Source organism: Kitasatospora sp. NPDC058048, assembly GCF_042885555.1.
Classification (GTDB): Bacteria; Actinomycetota; Actinomycetes; order Streptomycetales; family Streptomycetaceae; genus Kitasatospora; species Kitasatospora lactacystinica.
Genome location: NZ_JBHVRT010000007.1, coordinates 203,722 through 222,598 on the forward strand (window position 1 = coordinate 203,722; position 18,877 = coordinate 222,598).

Below are 18,877 nucleotides of genomic sequence, written 5' to 3' on the forward strand. Positions count from 1 at the left end.
GGATCGCCCGCACACCGCCCCTCGGATGCCTGACGGCCCATCAAGAGCTGTCGGCGCGGCACGCCTTGGCCTCTCCTCAGTCGATGCAGAACTCATTGCCCTCGATGTCCTGCATCGGGATGCACGCGTCGTTGCCGTCGTACAGCGTCCGCACGTGTACCGCGCCGAGCGGGACCAGCCGTGCGCATTCGGCCTCCAGCGCGGCCAGCCGCTCCGCACCCACCAGCCCGGTACCGACCCGCACGTCGAGATGCAGCCGGTTCTTGGCGGCCTTGCCCTCGGGAACGCGCTGGAAGTACAACCGCGGCCCCACGCCCGACGGATCGACGCAGGCGAACCACGCGTCCCGCCGCTCGGCCGGCTGCGCGCTCCTGTAGTCCTCCCACGTGGCGAACCCCTCCGGTGGCGGCGGCACGACATACCCGAGCACCTCGCACCAGAAACGGGCGAGGCGCTCGGGTTCCGCACAGTCGAAGGTGACCTGGAACTGCTTGATCGATGACATCGGCCCACCCTATGGCCTGTCTTCAAACCCCCGCCTGCGGGGCGACGCCGGGGCACGCACCTCGCCGCGTTGTCGTCGGTCGCCAATGGCCCCCAGCCTGGCGGCCGGGAGGTGCCCCCACCGCAGTGGCTCCGCCCCCAGCCTTCGGCCGGGAGGTGCCCCCACCTCCGCCTTGCGATGCACGCACCCCAACGCCGCCCCGCCCGCCCTCCGGGCGGACGACGGGAGTTTGAAGACAGGCCATAGTGGCGCGCACCGCCCACCGGGCCCCCTGGCGGCCGTCGATCGTTCCGCTTCTCGTCGGGGACGCCGGGCCCTGCGGTGGGATCAGATCGTGCGCTTCAGGTAGGCCTCGATCTCGTCGGCGGCGCGGGTGGCACCGCCCGCTTCCCGGGTGAGCCGCTGCGCCTCGGCGCCCCGCTCCCGCACGGCCGCGTCGGCGGCCACCTCGGTGATCGCGGCCCGCAGCAGGCTCACGTCGGCCTCCGCCGGCAGCAGTTCCCGGCCGAGGCCCAGCTCGGCCACCCGCGCGGTGTTGGCCGCGACGTCCGGCCAGGACGGCACTGCGAGCATCGGGCAGCCGGCGTCCAGGGACTCCAGCACGCCGCCCATGCCGCCGTGGGTGATCACCAGCCGGGCGTGCCGGAGCACCGCCAGGTGCGAGACCCAGCGGTGGACCTCGACGTTGTCCGGCAGCGGACCGAGGTCGGCCGGGTCCATCCCTTCGCCGACCGAGACGACGGCGTGCCAGGGCAGCTCGGCGAAGGCGTCCACGCACAGCCGGAAGAACTCCGGATGCTTGTTGTGCACGGTCCCCATCGAGACCAGCGCCACCGGCAGGCCGCTCGCCGGGGGCTGCCACTCCCCCAGGAAGGAGCGGTCCGCGAGGCACGGTCCGACGAAGGCGAAGCGCTCGTCGAAGCTCTCGCCGTGCGGCTGGAAGAACCGCGGCACGTGGACGAGGTTGAGGGCCTCGGTGCGCATCATGAACTCGTGCGCCGGCTCGTCGATGCCGTGCGAGGCCAGCAACTCGGCCATCCGCCCGCCGAATTCGACCAGCACCTCCTCGGTGAGCGGGACCGCGCCGTCCGCCTCCATCATCTGCTGCACGAAGGAGTAGGTGTCGTTGGAGGCGAAGAACGGCGTCGACTGGACGGCCGGGAGCCCCCAGGTGTGGGCCAGTACCCGGCCGGCCTGGAAGGCCACGGCGTCGTAGACCACCGCATCGGGCCTGGCGTCGCCGAACCACTCCTGGACCGCGCGCAGGATGGCGATGTTCTCGTCCAGGAAGATCAGCGGGGTGCGCCCGTTCTCGGGACCGCCCACGCTGTCCAGCGGCTGGGTGGAGTCGTAGCGCAGGTGTTCGGCGCCGACCTCGGCCAGGGCCTGGGCGAAGTCGTCGACGGCCGCGTAGGTGACCCGGTGCCCGCGGCGTACCAGTTCACCGACGACCGCCAGGGTGGGGAAGACATGGCCGTGGGCCGGGATGTTGACCATCAGGATGTGGCTCACTGCTACTCCTTCGGTATCGGGAGGAGGAACGAGGGAAGAGGGAAGCAAGAAGCGCGATGTGGGAGGGGGAAGGGGCGCGGCAGGCCGCGCGGCTCAGCTGGGGTCCTGGTCCGGGCCGGCCTCGGGCTGCGGCTCGGACTGCAGCTCGGCGGCCCACTGGGCGCCCGCGATCTCCTCGGCGCTCAGCTGCCGGCGCGGGATCCAGGCGGGGACGGTGCCCTCCTCGTTGCGGCCTTTGTCGAGGATCGCCAGGTTGTGGTAGAAGTGCGCGCCGGCCAGCGTCCGGTCGGTCCCGCTCGGGCGGTGCGCGGTCGGCGGCTCGTGCTCCTCGTGGTTGAGGCCGTCGAGCAGCTGCTTGAGGAAGCCCATGCTGGTGGTCGGGTCGTCGAGCCGCTCCGAACTGCCGCCGTAGCCCGGCCAGTAGGAGGTCTGCAGGTCCTCGATCACATAGAGCCCGCCCGGGACCACGTGCGGGAAGAGCGCGCCGAAGGCGGCGATGACGTCCGGGCAGTAGTGGCTGCCGTCGTCGATGACGATGTCGATCGGCCCGATCCGCTCGGCCAGCGCGGTGAGGAAGGCCGGGTCCGCCTGGTCGCCCTGGACGGTGTGGATCCGCTGCTCGCGCAGCGCCGTCTTGTCGTAGACGTCGACCCCGTAGACGAGGCCCCGCCGGAAGAAGCGCTTCCACATCCGCAGCGAGCCACCGCCCGCCGCCGGGTCGGCGTAGCCGCCGATCCCCAGCTCCAGGATGGTGAGCGGCCGGTCCCGCAGCGGGGCGAAGTGCCGGGCGTAGTGCTCGGTGTAGTAGTGCAGCCCCCACTTGTCCGAACCGTGGCGCAGCGACAACTCGGCCAGGTCGAGCGGCTGTTCCGCCAAGCCGCGGAGCAGCTGCTGGACGACCGGGAAGCCCGCCAGCGCGGGCATCAGCCGAGCCGGGTCCTCGATGCCGTGCCAAGTGATCCGGGGCGTGCGGTGGCCTGCGGTGTGCCGGGCGCCGAAGACGGCGCGGGCCAGGTCGAGCAGGTCCAGCTCGACGGTGGCGCTGGGCTCGTCGGCCGGCCCGGTGCGGTGCTCGGCCTTGGGGCCGGTCAGCAGGTGGTGCCGGAGCACCTGGCCGTCGAAGGCGAGCTCGAACTGCACCACCGCCGCCGCGGCGGCGAGTTGCTCGCTCAGGTCGGCCCGGCTGAGCAGTTCGTCCACCAGGTCGGCGGCCGTCTGCTCGGCGCCCGCCGACCTGATCACCGCCGCAAGCTGCTCCTCGGGCCCGTCCGCCGCCAGGATCAGGGCGCGGATCCGGCGCAGGTCGGTCTCGTGCGGGTCCGAGTCGTGGTCCGACGGGCTGTTCACGTGCCGGCCGTTCTCGTGCTGTCCGGTGAAGGCGGTCATGCGTGAGCCTTTCCACGAGGGAGTCGAGAGGAAGGGGAACGGAGTGGGGCTTCTTCCAGGCCGGGGTGACGCCGTCGGTCATCGCCGGCGGCGGGATCTCCACCCGACCGGGGAAGAGGGCGTTGTCCGCCACGATCGGACCGCCGGGCACCGAGTTCACGGCGGGACGCCGCTGCCACTCTCAGCTACTGGATCGACACGTCGTGAATCTAGGTGCGCATCCCTCCCGCCACAAGCACGACCTGGGGCCACCGGGCGCCGAGTGCGGGAAACGAGCCAGAATCGGGGCACCGCTGTTCCGCATGTTTGGACCCGTCACCCCGGTGTCGTTCGTGGCAGCGGCGGAGTCGGTGATCGTCGGGCGACCGGGCCCCGGCCCCGGATCCACCGGCCCCGCGGCCGGCCCCGGGCGGCACCGTCCCGCCGGCCGGGTCGGCCCGCAAGCACACGAGGGGCGGTTCCACCCCCATGACCAGTGACCGAGCCGCCCGGGTCCGGCCCGGCCCCGAGGCCGGAGCGCCGTAGGTTCGGCCCCCGAGTCCGCACTGTGGATCGTGGCCGAGTACGACGCCGCCGGGAACGAGAAGGGCGCGATCCCGCGGATGCCGGTGATCTCGATGCAGTCGTCGTCCCGGCCGGGCTGTGTGCCGGGCCGGGAGCCGGTGGAGCGGTCGGCCGCCCCGGACCCGATCCCCCCGGCTGCAGGCCCTACTGCGGGGTGGGGGCGGTCAGCGGGGCGAAGGTCTGTCGGAGGTCGACGACCGTGGTCGGGCCCTTCACCCAGGCGAGCGGGGCATGGTGCACCCGGACCCCGGCCGGTTCCCGGAGCAGCGCCTCACCGGCCGTGTTCTGCGGCCACTCCACCGAGCCGGTGGCGGTCCGTGCGGGGACGAGCCAGTAGTCGCCCCGGGTGTACGCGCCGCCCGGTCGGAAGTACACCTGGACGCCGTCCTCCAGGTCGAGCCAGGCGCCCTCCTTGAGCTGCAGGGCGCCGCCGGCCAGCGGCAGGGCGTCCCGGCCGCGGGGGGCCCGGTGGTCCCAGCGGCGCAGGAAGGGGTGGCGCTCGGCCAGCCGCCCGACCTCCGGTACCGGTTCGGCGGACAGCCGCACCCGGCGCCCGGGCAGGTCGGTCTCCTCCACCTGGAGCAGGTTCGCTGCCTCGCTGCGGCTGACGTACGCGCTGTCCGCGACCTCGACCCAGTCTCCGACCGAGAGGCTGAGCTTGTCGTCGTCGCCCAGCGTGGTGAGGTCGACCCAGACGCCCTCGATCGAGGCGATCGGCAGGACGACCGAGCCGTTCTCCCGGGACCACTTGAACGTGGCGCAGCCCTCCGCCGAGCCGCCGTGGTGGACCTCCACCCGGTACAGCTGGTTCTCCGGGCCCCGGTAGCCGGCCTCGGGGTGGGCCAGGCACGGGTCCTCGCTCGCCCGCTCCGGCCGCCTGGCGCGCGCGGCCAGCAGTCCGCCCGGCCGCTCGTGCGCCTCGGCCCACGCGTCGAAGGCCTCCCGCACCCGGGACGCCCCGCCGTCCGGAACGCTCAACTCCGAGGCGGGCAGGGCGAGTACCTGCCAGACGAGCTTGGCCCGGGCCGCCGTGTCGGGCATCGCCGCACCGAGCGCGACCTCGCGGATCTCCGGGTCCTCGACGGCGGTGACGCTGCGCTCCCAGACCTTCAGGTAGACCAGGAACGGGAACTCGCCGGGCAGCCGGTCGCCGTCGCGCTCCTGGTCCCGGTAGGCGTCCGGCTGGTCCCAGTACGTCCAGCCGGCGGGCGCCTCCCGGGCGTCGCCGCCGTTGCCCTGGCCGCCGTCGTCGGGCACGGCGATGCCGGGCTCGGGCCGGTCGGCCTCGCACAGGATGCCGTCCACGTAGTAGCGGCCGCCGCCGATGGTGAGGTCGTCCACGTCGTGGTTGCCCGGCACGTAGCCGATCGCGAATCCGGCCGCCCCGGCCGGTCCGCCGCGGCGGCCGATCAGGTCGGCGGCGAGCGCGCGCAGCTGGTACCGCTCGATCGCGGCCTGTTCGTTGGCGTCGGCGTCGAGCTGGACCCGGCCCTGCTGGGTCAGCACCGCGGAGTAGTGCTTGCCGGGCCGGAAGGTCAGGCGCGAGAAGTCTGCGTGCACGGTTTGCCTCTCGGAGTCATCGGGGCGGGTCAGGAGACGAAGAAGATCCCGGCGTCGGTGCCGGCCGGGGTGTACTCGGCCAGCCGCGCCCGCAGGTTGTCCTCGCGCTGGGGCTGGAACAGGTCGTGGAAGGCGCCGAGTTCGGAGCGGTCCTCGGCACCGCGGGTGATCTCCGGCGCGCACCCGGCGGCCAACTGCCCGTAGCCGGGCGTGCCGTAGCGGAGGCTGGTGAACAGCGGGCGGACCCGCTCGGCCTCCAGCTCGCGCAGCCGGGCGGCCTGCGCCGGGTCCAGTTCGCCGCGCTCGACCAGTTCGGTCACCGCCGAGCGCACCAGGTCGGGCTGGCACTCGTACCGGCGCGGGGTGCGCGAGCACGGCGGGACGTAGCAGAACCGCAGGCAGCCGAGCGAGCGGCGGGCCACCCGCAGCCGCCCGGTGAACACGCAGTCCTCGGCGATCGGCACAGCGTGGGTGTGCACCTCGCCGACCACCGTGGAGCGGTGGGCGTGCAGCAGCGCGTGGGCGTGCTCGCAGTCGGGCCCGGAGAGCGCCGGGCGCTCGGGCCCGGTGGCGTCCAGGATGCTGTCGGCGAGGTGGATCTCCAGCGGGTCGGTGTCCACCTCGTCGCCGACGACCTGGATCGTGCCCAGGATGCTGCTCTCGATCGTCACGCAGGCGGTGGTGTGGTCCAGCACCAGGCTGGGTTCCTGCGGCGAGTGCGGTTCGCAGTGCGGCTCCAGCGACCAGCCCGGCACCAGGGTGCAGTGCCGCAGGGTGACGGAGGCCAGCGGTCCGGTGACGTTGACCCCGCGACCGGTGATCAGCAGTCCGTCCAGGACCAGCCGCCCGCCCGGGCAGATGCCCCGCACGTTGAGCGCGTCCGGCCGGTTGCTGTACCAGTCGAGCAGCCGGATCACCGGCCGGTTGCCCTCGGCGGCGCGCAGTTCGAGGTGGTCGTTCTCCGCCAGGTCGAAGTCCAGCTGCTCCTGGTAGGCGCCGCTGTGGGTGATCTCGATGACGGCGGCGCCGCCCGCGCTGCCGTCCTCCTGGTCGGCACGCCACTGCTGGTAGGCGTCGTTGATCCGTTCGTACGGCTCGCCGGGGCCGACCCGGTAGAGCGTCCGGTGCCGGGCCTCCGGGCGGTCGCGCGGGTACTCCCCACCGCCGGTGTCGCCGCCGAACGCGTAGTGGTAGTCGACCCAGACGCCGCGGCGCGGGGCGGAGCGGGCGCCGAAGGCGATCCGGCCGAGCAGCGGGTCGATGGCGACCTGGCCGCGCTTGGGCCGGTACGTCCAGTCGCTCAGGTCGGCCACCGTGATCTCGGCGGGCGGGACCGGCTCCTGGGCGCCGTCGCGCCAGATGGCGAAGCTCTTGCCGGGCCCGTAGTAGTCGGCCGGGCGCTCGGCGAGCTGCCGGCGCCGGATCGGGGCCGGCACGTTGTCGATCGCCGCGAGATGGGTGGTCGACGGCTCCGGCTCGGGTTTGGTGATCAGCTGGGTGTCGTTGCCGAGGACCGAGAAGGTGAAGAGGTTCCTGGCCCGGTCGATGCAGTACGCGGGCGCCCGGGTGACCGGGTACGGCTTCAGCCGCCAGACGTACAGGGCGACACCGGCCGGCGTGCGGCCGCCCTGGCGGCGGGTGGATGCGGCCCGGCGGACGTCGGTGGTGTGCGCCTGTCCGTCGAAGGGCCCGCCGAGCAGGTCCAGTTCGGCGCCGCGCCGCACGTCGACCAGCCGGCCCCGGCCCAGCCTCTGACGGTCGGCCGCCTCCTCGTCGGGGCGCAGCAGCCGTACCGGCTGGGTGCCGCCGAGCAGCCGGGAGAGCTCGACCGCCCGGGCCGGCCAGTCGGCGACCGAGGCGGACAGCTCCTCCAGCAGGGCGAGCGTGCCCTTGCGCCGGCGGTAGGCGACGGTGTTCGCGACGTCGTTCCGCGGCGCCAGCCGGGCGGCGAGCCGGTCTCGGGCCGCGGCCCGCTCCGGGGAGGCCCCGCCGTGCAGGCCGGTGGCGAGCACCTCCTCGTAGCCGGGCAGGATCCGGTAGCCGACCAGGTCGCCGAGGTAGGCGACGGCCCAGTCGGCGGCGGTCTCCACGAACCAGTCCTGGTAGCCCTGTTCGATGCCGCTGCGCACGACGTCGACCTGCTCGGCGACGACGGCCAGCAGGGCGCGCAGCGGCTCGCCCGCGTCGGTGTCCCTCAGCCGGTGCCACTGCGGCAGCAGTTCCAGCAGTCCGTCCGGGTCGCGATTCATCGGACGCACCTCTCGACGATTCGCTCTCCCTCGGCCTCCGGCCGGGGGGACCCCCGTCGCTCACTCATGCGCGGATCTCCTTGAGGATCAACGTGTCGGGAAGATTCGGTGACAGCAGGGCGAGTTGGGCCGGACGGATGCCGCGGAACACCGTCACCGCGCGGCCGGCCGGCAGCGGGCGAGTGTCGGTGACGGACGGGTTGAGGCGCAGCAGCTCCGCGACGGAGACGCCGTTGCGGGCGGCGATGTCGGTGAGGGTCTCCCCGTCGGGGTCCCGCACCCGGTAGCGCTGTTCGTCGAAGCGGGCGAGCCGGGCCGGGACGATCGGCTGGGGCTGGGCGAGCTGCTCGGACAGGTGTTCCAGGCCCTCCGGGGTGAGGCTGCCGGGCACACCGGTGAAGGCGTCGACGTCGACCCGGTCCACGCCGGGGACGGTCTGGGCGACGGCGAGCACTTCGGACAGGTGGGCGCTCTGGCCGAGTTGGCGCCCGGCGTAGCCGAGGCGGTCGAGCAGGGCGCGGCGCAGCACCGGTTCGACCAGGTCCCAGGAGTGGTCCGGGTCGACCTTGACGCTCAGGGCGAGGACCAGCAGGACGAGTTCGCGCAGCGCGACCTCGACCGGAAGCCTCGGGTCCCCGTAGGCGGTGAGTGAGGAGTGCAGGGTGCGGATCAGGTCGGAGTCCGGGGTGAGCGGGATGTCGTCCACCCCGGCGACCGTGACGTGGACGAGCTCCCGCCGGCCGTCCGAGAGCCGGGTGGCGCCGGCGCGCCCGATGCCGGCCCGGGAGCGGGTGAAGTCCTCGTAGTCGGGCACCGAGACGAGCCGGTCGAGTGCCGTGACGGCGAGCGGGATGTTGCGCCTGGCCAGATCCGGGCCGTCCGGGCCGGCGCCGCCGGTGGCGGGCAGCGGGTTGACGACGGCGGAGACGCCGAGCGGACGGGTGGTGAGCTGGGTGATCCGGCCGACGCCGACGTTTCCCGACTCGCCGATGCCGATCCGGTAGCGGGCGCGGACGTTCTCCTGGCCGGTGGGCAGGCGCGAACCGTGCACGCCGTCGCCGAAGGTGACGGTGGTGCGGCCGTCGGCGGCGGTCGAGGTGACGTAGACCCGTTCGTCGGCGCCGCGCCCGGCGAGGCTGTCGACCTCGTGCCAGCGCACCCCGTCGACCCGGATCTCCAGGGTGCTGCGCGCGCCCCCGGGGGTGTCGGCGGCCAGCCAGGTGAGCGGTGACTGCCAGAGCGTGAAGCGCTGGCCGGGGGCCCCGGCGTCGCCGCTGCCGACGGCCTCGTCGCGGGTGGCCCCCTGGGTGGCGCGGACCACGTTGCCGAGGACCTGGACGGTGTCGCGCCGGTAGCGGTAGGCGAGCGGGGCACTGAGCGTGATCGCGGTGCGGACGGTGTCCCCGGGCAGGCGCGGGTCGACGCTCTGCCCGACACCGGCGATCATGGCGAGTTCGGTGCCCCGGACCCCGGTGGTGTTCGGGATGTCGGTCCGCTCGCCGCCGACCGCGATCCACCGGCCGGGGGTCAGCCCGTCGTAGAGCCGGGCGAGTTCGATCCGGTCGCCGTGGACGTCCTCGGTGACGGGCTCGTCGGCGAGCCGCAGGGACTCGCCGCGGGCGTAGACGGTGGTGTCCCGGATGTCCGAGAGCTGGGTGTCCTTCTCGTCCAACCACGGTTGTTGGAGGGACAGTTCGGTCACCTTGCCGGTGATGCCGAAGTCGGCGCGGGAGATCACGCGCACGTCGGTCACCCGGGTGATGACCTCGGCGAGGTCGCGGCTGCCCGGGATGCCGCCGTCGATCCCCTTGCGCGGGCGCTGGATGACCACCCAACTGCCGGGCGCGATCTGGTCGTAGACGGCGTCGAGGGTGAGGACGGTGCCGGAGACCGGCTGCAGCTTGGTGGTGAACACCACCTCGACCGCGGGCGGCGACTCGTCGGTGGCGGTGTAGCGGTGGACCCGGACGTTCAGCTCGCCGGACTCGCCGGTCTTCTCCTGGCCCGGTTCGAGCTGGTAGTCGAGCGCGGAGCCGGGCCCGCCGTCCACCTTCACGTGGACGCGGCCGTCGGCCTGCGGGCGGGACACGAAGACGGTGCGCTCGGGCAGTTCGGCCAGGAACTCGGCGCTGACCCCGGCCTCCTGGTCGGGAGCGGGCACCGCGGCGCGCACGGCGGCGGCGTGCGGGTTCGGTGCCGGTGCGGGCGGCTCGACGGTGACCACCTTGACCTGTCCGGGGCCGAGGGTGAAGGTGTGGTCCCATGGCAGCGAGAAGCCGTCGTGCGTCAGGCTGCCGGCCTCGACGTACGTGAAGTCGGCGGTCCTCGGGACGGTGCCGGCGGTGTCGAAGCCGATCCGGACGCCGATCAGCGTGCTGCCGGCGAGCGGCCAGTCCACGTAGCGGTCGATCCGGCCGTCGTTGCCGTAGACGGGCTTGAGCGGCGCGGTGGCGCCGAACGGGGTGGCGACCACCCGCATCGCCTGGATCTCGTGCACGGCGAGCGGCGCCGTCAGGTCGACCCGCCGCCAGGCCGGGTAGAGGCCGTCGCGCAGCCGGGGGTCGAGCGCGGACAGCAGTTGCACGCCGAGGTCCGATCCGGGCGCGAACAGGCGCTGCGGGTCGCGGGTGAGGTCCCGGGCGCTCAGCGGGGGCCGGACGGGAGCGGTGCGCAGCGCCGCCAGCACCGAGCCGAGTCCGCGGACGGCCGGGTCGGCGGTGCCGGTGCCGGGAGGATTCGGTCCGGGCTTGTCGGGGACCTGCGGCGGCTCCAGCTGGTGGGCGCGGTCGCGCAGGCCGGACAGTTCCTCGCCGAGGCGTCCGAACCAGTCGGCCACCGGCTGCCGGGAGTGCGCCAGTTCGGCGGCCTCCGCCGCCCGGGCGATCACCGGGGTGAGCCGCTCGGCGAAGTCGGCCGGGGTGCTCAGCGGGCCGGACGGCCGGTCGAGGTCGGCGCGCAGCGGGGTCAGCACCTGGTCGTCGAAGTCCCGGATGATCCGGCTGTGCCCGGGCCTGGGGTTCGGGGCGTCCTCGGAGACGGTGATCCAGTCCGACAGTTCGGCGCGCAGGTCCTTGAGGGTGCGCAGGTCCCGGGGCAGCCCGATCACCGTGACGTCGTTCTCGCGGTCGAGCCGTACCTCGGGCACCAGCCGCATCACCCGGTGGACCGGGTCGGCGGCCTTGTCGGCGCTGAAGACGAACAGCAGCCGGTCGCCGGGCCTGATGTTGTTGGCGGTCCCGGCGGCGAACAGCTCGGCCCGCCCGCCGGGGTTCAGCTGTCCGGGTGTCAGCTGGTACGGGCGGCGGCGCAGCACGGCCAGCTCGTTCCAGGCCGAGCGGGCGGCGAGGTCCTCCGCGGTCTCGAAGGACTGCGGGTCCTCGCCGGGGCCGGGGACGCTCTGGCTGCGGGCGCCGCGCGGGACGACCACGGTCGGGTCCTCGGCGGCCCGCGGGTCGTGGTCGAGGGTGTAGGCGAGGTAGGTGTCGGCGGCCACGCCGGGCCGGGGCCGGTGCCCGACGAGGCGGCCGAGCAGGGTGAGCGACTCTCCCTCGACGGCGGTGCGCAGGTAGCCCTCGTTGGCGATCCGCTCCGAGTAGAAGGTGAGCACGTCGGCGAGCACGGCCCAGGAGTCCAGCAGCGCGATCGCCGGGTCGTCCGGGGTGCGGACGGTCAGGTCGCGCAGCGCCGGGTAGGCGGGGCCGGACAGCCGGGCGAGCAGGCTGTCGAGGAACTCCCCGTAGCGGCCGACCCGGTAGCCGATGGCGTCCAGCCCGGGCGGGTTGAACAGCGGCGCCGGGGTCGCGGTGGCGGTGCCCGAGCAGCCGCAGGTGCACTGGCCGTTCATCGGCCGCCTCCGATCACGATCGAGAGCCGGCCGTTCTCCGGCCGGTCGGGGTCGTTGTCGCAGCCGGCGATCTCCAGCGCGCCGAGCCGCAGCAGCCCGTCGGCCAGCTCTCCGTCGTCCCGCCCGAACTGCCGCCGCAGCCGGGTGACCTGGGCGCTGACCACGCCCGGCACGGCGGCGGCGACGGCCACCAGCCGGGAGACCCGGACCGGCTCGCCGAAGCCCAGCGCGTCCGGGTGGAAGAAGCCGAGCCGGCCGTCCGGCAGGGCGCGGCTGCCCAGTACCCGGCGCAACTCGGCCAGCACGTGGCCGCGTTGGTAGCCGGGGGCGGCGCAGACCCGCAGTTCGAGGTCGAGCGGCACCACCAGGGCGGGGCGGACGACCAGGTCGTGGCCGATCCGGCGGTACGCCTCCAGACCGTCGCCGACCGCCGCCAGCAGGGCGGTGTCCGCGGTGGCCCGCCCGTACGGTTCGACGGCGACGTGGACCTCCTGGACGCTGCCCGTCCAGCGGAGTTCGGCGGCGGCCCGCCGGACGCCCGGCAGGGCTGCGGCCAACTCCGCGTAGTCGGCGGCGGTGACAGCGCGCAGCCGGGTGCGGCTCAGCGCGAGCGGGGCCGACTGCCGTACCTGGTCGAGCGGTTCGGGATCGGTGCCGCCGCTCGCGGGCATCGGGTTGCGGACCCGGAGTTGCGCGTCCTGCGGCGGCGTGACGGTGCTGCGCCCCCTTGGGTGGGGCGGCTGGTCCCGGCAGACCACCAGGTGGTTGATGGCCTCCGCGCCGACGTTGCCGGCCGTGCCGTTGCCGATCCGGTAGGCGACCCGCAACTCCGCGCCGGGCCGGGGCGGCCGACCGTGCCGCCCGTCGCCGAAGCGCAGCGCGAGGCGGCCGTCGTCCTCCGGCTCGCCGACGAAGTGCCGGTCGCGCCGGCCGTCGGAGAGCAGGTCCCGGCGGGGCGTCCATTCCTGGCCCTCGGCGGTGGCCCGGACGGCCGGCAGTGCGGCACGGGGGTCCTGGGCGGTGATCCCGGACGCCGGGCCGGCCAGAGCGGGGGAGTCGGGGTCGAGCCCGGAGGCGTACCGGCCGCCCCAGCTCTGGGCCACCTCCCAGACGCCGGGCCGCCGGAGCACCCCGCCGGCGCGGGTCCGGGCGGTGAGCACGTCGAGGCGGCGAAGCTTGGCGGCGAGCAGGCGGGTGCGGCGGGCCAGCAGTTCGCGCAGCCCGGCGGCGGGCCGGTCCGCGAGGTGCAGCTCGTGCACCACCTGGGCCCCGAACAGCAGGGCCAGTTCGGCGAGGTCGGCGCGGGAGAGGGGGTGGCCGCAGTCCGCCCGGTGCCACAGTTCCTCCAGCCGCTGCCGGACCCGTTCGGGGATGCCGGCGAGCAGGACGGCCTGCCGGGCACAGACGTGTGCCCGGTCCGGGTAGGCGGCCGCCTGGGTGACCGGCGCGTAGCGCAGCACCGGGCGGAAGGGCTGCGGCAGGACGGGGTAGCGGGTCTGGTCGAGCAGCGTCTCCAGCGTCGCCGCCTGGGCGTCGGCGGTGGGTGGCTCGACCACGGCGCCCTGGCCGTCCTCGCCCTCCGCGCTCGCGCCCGGCGCGAGCTGGATGCTCAGCCCGGCCCGCCGGACCGCCGCCTCGCCGAGCAGCGCGTACAGCTCGCGGACCTGTCGCGGGCCGAGCTGGCGACCGGTCCTGGTCCGGTCGAGCAGTTCGTGGATCGCCTCCGCCGCGGGGCTGCCCCCGGCGCGGTCCGCGCAGCCGGACCCGCCCGGCCCGCAGGGCGCCACCCGGACCGGATCCGGCGGCACCGCGAAGGTCTCCGGGGCTCCGCCGCAGAAGGTGAGCGAGCGGCCGTGGTCGACCAGGACGACGTTGCCGCGGGCGACGCTCACGTCGGGGATCGGGCCGCAGTCGCTCCCGCCGTGCGAGGACAGGCAGACCGGGAAGGCGAGCGCGTCCTCCGGCGCCCACTCGACCTCGACCACGGGCTGCTCGTACAGCTCGTCGACCAGGTGGGTGACCGAGGTGAGCCGGACGGCCTGGCGGTGCGCGGGGTCGGCGTCGGCGGCGGCGCCGGTACGTGGGCCGAGCACCTCCTCGACGACCAGCAGGTCGCCGGGGCGCAGCGCCAGGTGCCGGGTGCGGTCCTCGGGCCGGTCGGCCTCGTGCCAGTCGTCGCGCAGCGTGGCGGAGGTCGAGCCCTTCGGCAGGACGCAGTCCTGGTCGCCCCAGGTCCAGAACCGGATGGTGTTGTGCGCGGGGTGCAGCACCAGGTCCGTTCCGCCGAGCGGCTCGAACACCTCGACCGCCGCGGTCCGGGTGAGCGCGTCCAGCTGCTCGTCGGGGATCACCGTGGACAGTTCCGGGCGTTCCTGCGGGCCGAGCCGGCTGACGTCGACGGCGGCGAAGCGGAAGGTGCCGGGGTGGAGGGCGAGCGGGCGGTCGGTCGCCAGGGTGACGAACGCCCGGGCGTTGCAGCCGTCGTGCACGGCGTAGTCGATCAGCCGGACGTGCCGGCGCACCGACACCCGGCGGCGGGCCGTGTCGAGGTACGCCTCGGTGGCCACCGCGTCCTGCTGGTAGGAGAGTTGGTCGGCGGTGTAGGCGAGCAGCTCGACCAGGGTGATGCCGAGGTCGGGCAGGTGCCGCTCGGTCCGGCCGGGGGTGGTCAGGCTCATCCGGTCCAGCACGAGCCGCCGCAGGCTCTCGTAGTCGCGGGCGGTGTAGTCGATGACCGGGGCCGGCCGGACGGCGGGCGGGCAGTCCTCCTCGGTGCGGCAGTCATAGGGGGAGGGGCAGTCGGCACCGAAGGAGAACCCGGTGCTCGCGTACCTCGGGTCGAAGCCCGGGTACGGGCGGGTGCCCGGCCGGCCGTAGGCGTCCGCCTGGACCACGGTCAGCCGGTAGCGGGAGGTGTCGCCGGTGCGGTCGAGGGTGACGTGCATCCGGTCGTCCAGCTCCGGGTCGTCCGCGCGTTCGAGGTCGACCGCGAGGGCGCGCAGGCCGGTGATCCGCCGGCCGCCGTCGATGCGGATGTTCTCCGGGCCCAGCTCCTGCGGCGCCCGGCCGAGGAAGGTCACGCTCAGCGTGCGCCCGTCGTCCTCCAGCTCGGTGCCGTCCAGGCCCAGCAGGTGCGCCGCGCGCACGTCGGCGCGCCGCAGTTCCGCCCCGCACTGTGCCGTCGGACGTTCGGGCCACCCGGTCATGCCGCCACCCCGCCCTCGAAGACGTCCTGCCGCTGGGTACCGGTCCGGCGCACGACGTACGCCAGCTCGACCCGCACCACGTTGTCCTCGCTCTCCACGTCGAGTGCGGCGACCTCGATGACGTCGCCGAGCCACCGTTGCAGCGCCGCCTGGACGGACAGTTGCAGGGTGGCCGCCAGCTCCGGGCTGTTCGGTGCGAAGACCAGGTCGAGCAGCCCGCAGCCGAAGTCCGGGTGCATGACCCGCTCACCCGGGCTGGTGAACAGCAACTGCTCGATCAGGTCGCGCACATGGTCGTCGTACGCCGCCTCGGCGGTGCGCCCGCGGCTGTCGATCCGGAACGGGAACGCGATGTCCGTCCGGGCCGGGCCGGGCGGCGGAGCCGTCGGCCGGGCGCCGGGCCCGGGGTGCTGTGCGGTGTTCATACCCCCACCGCCCGCTGCTGGACGACGGTCACGACCGGCGGCCCCTGCGGGACCTGCTCGGCGCTCTGGCACAGCCCGACGGCGGACTGCGGCAGCGCGGGGGAGCCGTTCACCCGGATCCGGGCGGACGGCACCACCCAGCGGATCGTGACGCAGGGCTGGGGCTTGCCGGCCACGTTGAACGGGCAGCCGGTCACGGTGTACAGGTCGGCCGTGCCGGTGACGGCCTGACCGGCGACCAGCACCCGGGCCTGGCTGGGCAGGGCCGTCGCCTGGGCGCCGTGCGGGCAGGTCACCGTCGCATTGACGTGCAGCAGATTTCCGGGCACGAGTCTCTCCCCGTCAGGTCACGCTCAGGGCGTCCTGGTTGATGGAAACGGTAGCGCCGACGAGCGAGATCGAGGCGCCCTGGCCGTTGCTGATCCGGATGCCCGAGTCGTTGATCACGATCGAGGCCCCGCTCGGTGTGCGGAGGGTGATCCCCGTGGTCGGGTCGTCGGACAGTACGATCACCCGCCGCCCGGTGGTCTCCAGCACCTGGTTCGGCACGCCCGGCGGGCCGGTCGTCGCCTCCACCGGCACCTCGGAGGCGGAGCCGTACCAGCAGCCCGTCCAGATCGGATAGCTCTGGTCGCCCTGCTCGAACTCCATCCACACGCCCGCCCCCACCGGCGGGACGGCGTAGTGCCCCATGCCCGGACCGGCCACCGGGAAGCAGGGCATCGCCCAGGTCGACGCGACCTCGCCCAGTACGTCGGGCACCTGGGCCTGGATGCGGCCGATCCCGAGCGGGTCGGCGTTGTTCACCACCGTCCCCCGGAACTTGCCGAGGTAGCGGGTCGGTTCGGCCATGCGGGCAACTCCTGCTGCAGCGTCAGGGGATGACGGTCGGCTGGAGGGCGATCAGGCCCTCGCGGGTCAGTGTGAAGTTCTGGGTGTACGAGCCGCGCTTGAGGTTGTGGGTGACGCTCTTGACGAAGTACAGGCCGTCGTAGGTGAGTCCGGCGCCGCGGACTCCGACCAGCTCGCGCGGCCGCAGTACGTGGCCGTACCGGACGACGTCGAGCTGGCCGGAGCCCGAGACGGCGTCCGCCGACTGCATCGCCCTGGCGATGGTCTCGGCGACGGCCTGGGAGCTGTCCTTCTTGGCGGTGTCCGCGATGACCTTCTTCTTCAGTGCCGGCGCGGGCCTGAGCGCGAGCGGCGGACGCAGGATGCTGACCTCCGGCACCGGCAGGACGGCGGACACTTTGGTCGCCGGGAGCTGGACGCGGGCCTCCGGCTCCTCGCGGGCGGTCCCGTCGAATGCGAAGGTGAGCTGGTCGACGTTCGACAGCGCGTCCATGTTCACGTTCAGCGCGTGCTGCGGCACACCGAGCCGGATCTCCGGCCCCCAGTAGCCGCGGCTCATCCCGGGGGCCGGGCCGGGGTCGAGGTAGAACACGTAGCCGTTGGCCTTCGCCAGCTCGTTGACGTACCCGAGGTCGGTGCCCTTCTGGAAGTCGATCCGCCGGGTCGGCATCGGCGTCTGCGGCACCAGCTCGGGGATGACCAGCGGCACGATGCCGTACTGCCCGTACTTGGCGATGATCGCGGCCACCCGGGCCGCCGGGGACATCGCGGGGAACGGCACGCCGGCCTGCTCCTCCAGGTCCATCAGCACCGTCAGGTCCTCGCCGGTGACGGTGAGCGTGGACTGGCCGGGTTGGTTGCTGATGCCGACCTCCTGGCGGATGATCACACCGTCCATCAGTACGGTCGGGGTGCCCGTGACGGTCACCATCAGGACGACCCTGATCTTCGGGTCGAAGAAGCCGCCCGGCAGCAGCGCGGTGTTGATCAGACCGTGCTTCGACAGGTCGAAGGCCAGCTGGAAACCGCTGCGCTGCCCGGAGGCCACCGTGACCTGCACCGACAGCAGCGCGTCGGTCACCGGCTGCGGCACCGGCACCGGGAGCTGCGGGCCCATCAGCAGGCTCAGGTGGATCGACCCGATCGGCCCGCCCCCCGTGACGGCCGAGGCGTCAGCCATTCCCCACCCCCGGCCCGGGCACCGCGCCGGGCAGCGCGATGGTGATCCGCCGGCCCGGCGTCGCGGTCAGCTCCCGCGGATCGAGGACCGGATTGGCGTCGGCGATCCGCCACCACTGGTCGGCGCTGCCGAGGTAGCGGTAGGCCAGCAGGTCGGGGCGGTCGCCGGCGCTGACGGTGTGCTCGGCGAGTGCGGTCAGGCCGTCCGCGCCGGGCAGCAACCGCCGTTTGAGGTACGGGACCTGCCGTCCGTCCGGCTCGGTGTGCAGGGCGACCGGGATGCCGTGGTACCGGCTGGTCAGCGGGTACGGCGAGGGCGCGGGCAGCGCGTTCAGCGGGTTGTCGGCGGTCATCAGAACCCCCCTCCGAGGCCGAGCGCGCTCAGCCGGCCACCGGCCGCCGTGCCGACCAGCCGCTCCTTCTGCGCCAGGTGCGCGAGGTACAGCTCCGCCCCGCGGTGTCCGGTCGGCAGATCACTGACGGTCAGGACGCGCAGGCCGATCGCGACGGCGGCCCTGATCGGATTCAGCTCGATGTCGAACGCCTCCTCGGTGATGGTGAGTTCGGTCAGCCGCACCGGCAGGATCCGCTTCCCACCCCAGGTGAAGAGGGTCAGCGGGGCCTCGATCGGGGTGATCTCCAGCGTGCCGAGCGCGGCCAGCGCCTGATTGCTCCGCAGCTGCGCACTGGTCGGCTGCACCAGCAGCTCCAAGGTGGCCAACTGCGGATGGATCCCGTTCGGCGCCGGCACCTCCAACTGGTCGGTGGCGTCCAGCTCGGCGGTGAACTTCCAGGTCTCGACGGCGGGCCCCTTGAGCCGCAGAGCCTCCGTCCGGTCCCCGGTCCCGTCGGCTCCTGCCACCTGCGGGGCGAGCGACCGCTCCAGGCTGTCGGGGTTGAACTGCAGCACGACGATCCGCTGCGGCGTCCCGCGCTGCGCATCGACGATGACCAGCCCGGCCCTGATGGGCTTCGGGGCGTCCATGTACGTCACGTCGCTCCCATCTCCTCGAGCACGGACCGGGCGATGTCGGCCACCTCTTCGTCCTGCTCCTCGTCCAGCAGTTCCTCCAGCAACGGTGCGTAGGCGGGCCACGGCTCGTACGTGATCGCCCACACCGCGTTCTTCCGGACCTCCGGCCGATCGCTGCGCAGAGCCCGGCGGACGCTCCGGAAGAATTCCTCGTCGAATTCCACCGGTGCACCCAGCCCCAGGCGCAGCACCTCCGCCGCGTAGGTGTCCGAATCCGCCTCGGGGTCGGCACTCCGGACGAGTTCGGGGAGCCGCCAGGTGTTCAGCGTGGACTCCGCGAGTTCCACCGTGCTCCGGATGACCTTCTCGTCCGAACCGGTGATCATCACATAGAAGAAACCGGAGAGGAGATCCTCGCAGTAGGTGAGGGCGATGGCCGGGCCGACGTACCAGGAGATCTGGCGGGGCGTCCATTCCTCGTGGTCCGCGGGAATGTCGATGCGCCGCGGCCAGCCGATCAGCGCGGCCAGTTCCTCCACGGCGGATTCGTCGGCGTCGTCCCGCAGGACCAGCCGTCGGCTTCGGTCGAAAATCTCAGTCATCGGTCGATCACCTCGGGGAG

14 protein-coding genes are annotated in these 18,877 nt (G+C 73.7%); all 14 read right to left on the minus strand.

Going from position 1 to position 18,877, the window contains the following annotated elements:
• Window positions 1-76 precede the first annotated feature (76 nt).
• Window positions 77-505: a VOC family protein gene (locus tag ACFVVA_RS10125; protein ID WP_387687696.1), complete on the minus strand. Its 429-nt coding sequence runs from the start codon at window positions 503-505 to the stop codon at window positions 77-79.
• Between the two features lie 327 nt (window positions 506-832).
• On the minus strand, window positions 833-2,017 hold the full coding sequence (locus tag ACFVVA_RS10130; RefSeq protein ID WP_387687699.1) for a macrolide family glycosyltransferase: 1,185 nt from the start codon (window positions 2,015-2,017) through the stop codon (window positions 833-835).
• A 93-nt stretch (window positions 2,018-2,110) separates the two neighbouring features.
• A complete protein-coding gene (locus ACFVVA_RS10135) occupies window positions 2,111-3,403 on the minus strand; it encodes a hypothetical protein (protein ID WP_387687702.1) in 1,293 nt (430 codons plus the stop codon).
• A 708-nt stretch (window positions 3,404-4,111) separates the two neighbouring features.
• Entirely contained in the window at window positions 4,112-5,527 is a 1,416-nt protein-coding gene (locus tag ACFVVA_RS10140) for a DUF6519 domain-containing protein (protein ID WP_387687704.1), read from the minus strand.
• Window positions 5,528-5,556: 29 nt separating this feature from the next.
• Window positions 5,557-7,776, minus strand: a complete 2,220-nt coding sequence (locus ACFVVA_RS10145) for a hypothetical protein (RefSeq protein WP_387687706.1) — start codon at window positions 7,774-7,776, stop codon at window positions 5,557-5,559.
• Window positions 7,777-7,840: 64 nt separating this feature from the next.
• Window positions 7,841-11,620: a putative baseplate assembly protein gene (locus tag ACFVVA_RS10150; protein ID WP_387687708.1), complete on the minus strand. Its 3,780-nt coding sequence runs from the start codon at window positions 11,618-11,620 to the stop codon at window positions 7,841-7,843.
• Window positions 11,617-14,826 (minus strand): putative baseplate assembly protein, encoded by a 3,210-nt coding sequence (locus tag ACFVVA_RS10155; protein ID WP_387687710.1) that lies wholly within the window; start codon window positions 14,824-14,826, stop codon window positions 11,617-11,619. Before ACFVVA_RS10155 ends, ACFVVA_RS10150 begins: the two co-directional genes overlap by 4 nt.
• Window positions 14,823-15,251 (minus strand): GPW/gp25 family protein, encoded by a 429-nt coding sequence (locus tag ACFVVA_RS10160; protein WP_387687713.1) that lies wholly within the window; start codon window positions 15,249-15,251, stop codon window positions 14,823-14,825. The genes ACFVVA_RS10155 and ACFVVA_RS10160 overlap by 4 nt, the downstream gene beginning before the upstream one ends.
• A complete protein-coding gene (locus ACFVVA_RS10165; RefSeq protein ID WP_387687716.1) occupies window positions 15,248-15,580 on the minus strand; it encodes a hypothetical protein in 333 nt (110 codons plus the stop codon). The genes ACFVVA_RS10160 and ACFVVA_RS10165 overlap by 4 nt, the downstream gene beginning before the upstream one ends.
• A 13-nt stretch (window positions 15,581-15,593) precedes the next feature.
• The gene (locus tag ACFVVA_RS10170; protein ID WP_360341224.1) at window positions 15,594-16,103 is read right to left on the minus strand and encodes a phage baseplate assembly protein V; all 510 of its coding nucleotides are present in this window, start codon (window positions 16,101-16,103) and stop codon (window positions 15,594-15,596) included.
• Window positions 16,104-16,125: 22 nt separating this feature from the next.
• On the minus strand, window positions 16,126-17,283 hold the full coding sequence (locus ACFVVA_RS10175) for a hypothetical protein (RefSeq protein ID WP_387687720.1): 1,158 nt from the start codon (window positions 17,281-17,283) through the stop codon (window positions 16,126-16,128).
• Window positions 17,276-17,635 (minus strand): hypothetical protein, encoded by a 360-nt coding sequence (locus tag ACFVVA_RS10180; RefSeq protein WP_387687722.1) that lies wholly within the window; start codon window positions 17,633-17,635, stop codon window positions 17,276-17,278. The genes ACFVVA_RS10175 and ACFVVA_RS10180 overlap by 8 nt, the downstream gene beginning before the upstream one ends.
• The gene (locus tag ACFVVA_RS10185) at window positions 17,635-18,267 is read right to left on the minus strand and encodes a hypothetical protein (protein WP_387687858.1); all 633 of its coding nucleotides are present in this window, start codon (window positions 18,265-18,267) and stop codon (window positions 17,635-17,637) included. The genes ACFVVA_RS10180 and ACFVVA_RS10185 overlap by 1 nt, the downstream gene beginning before the upstream one ends.
• Window positions 18,268-18,272: 5 nt before the next feature.
• On the minus strand, window positions 18,273-18,857 hold the full coding sequence (locus ACFVVA_RS10190) for a hypothetical protein (RefSeq protein WP_387687724.1): 585 nt from the start codon (window positions 18,855-18,857) through the stop codon (window positions 18,273-18,275).
• Between the last annotated feature and the right edge of the window lie 20 nt (window positions 18,858-18,877).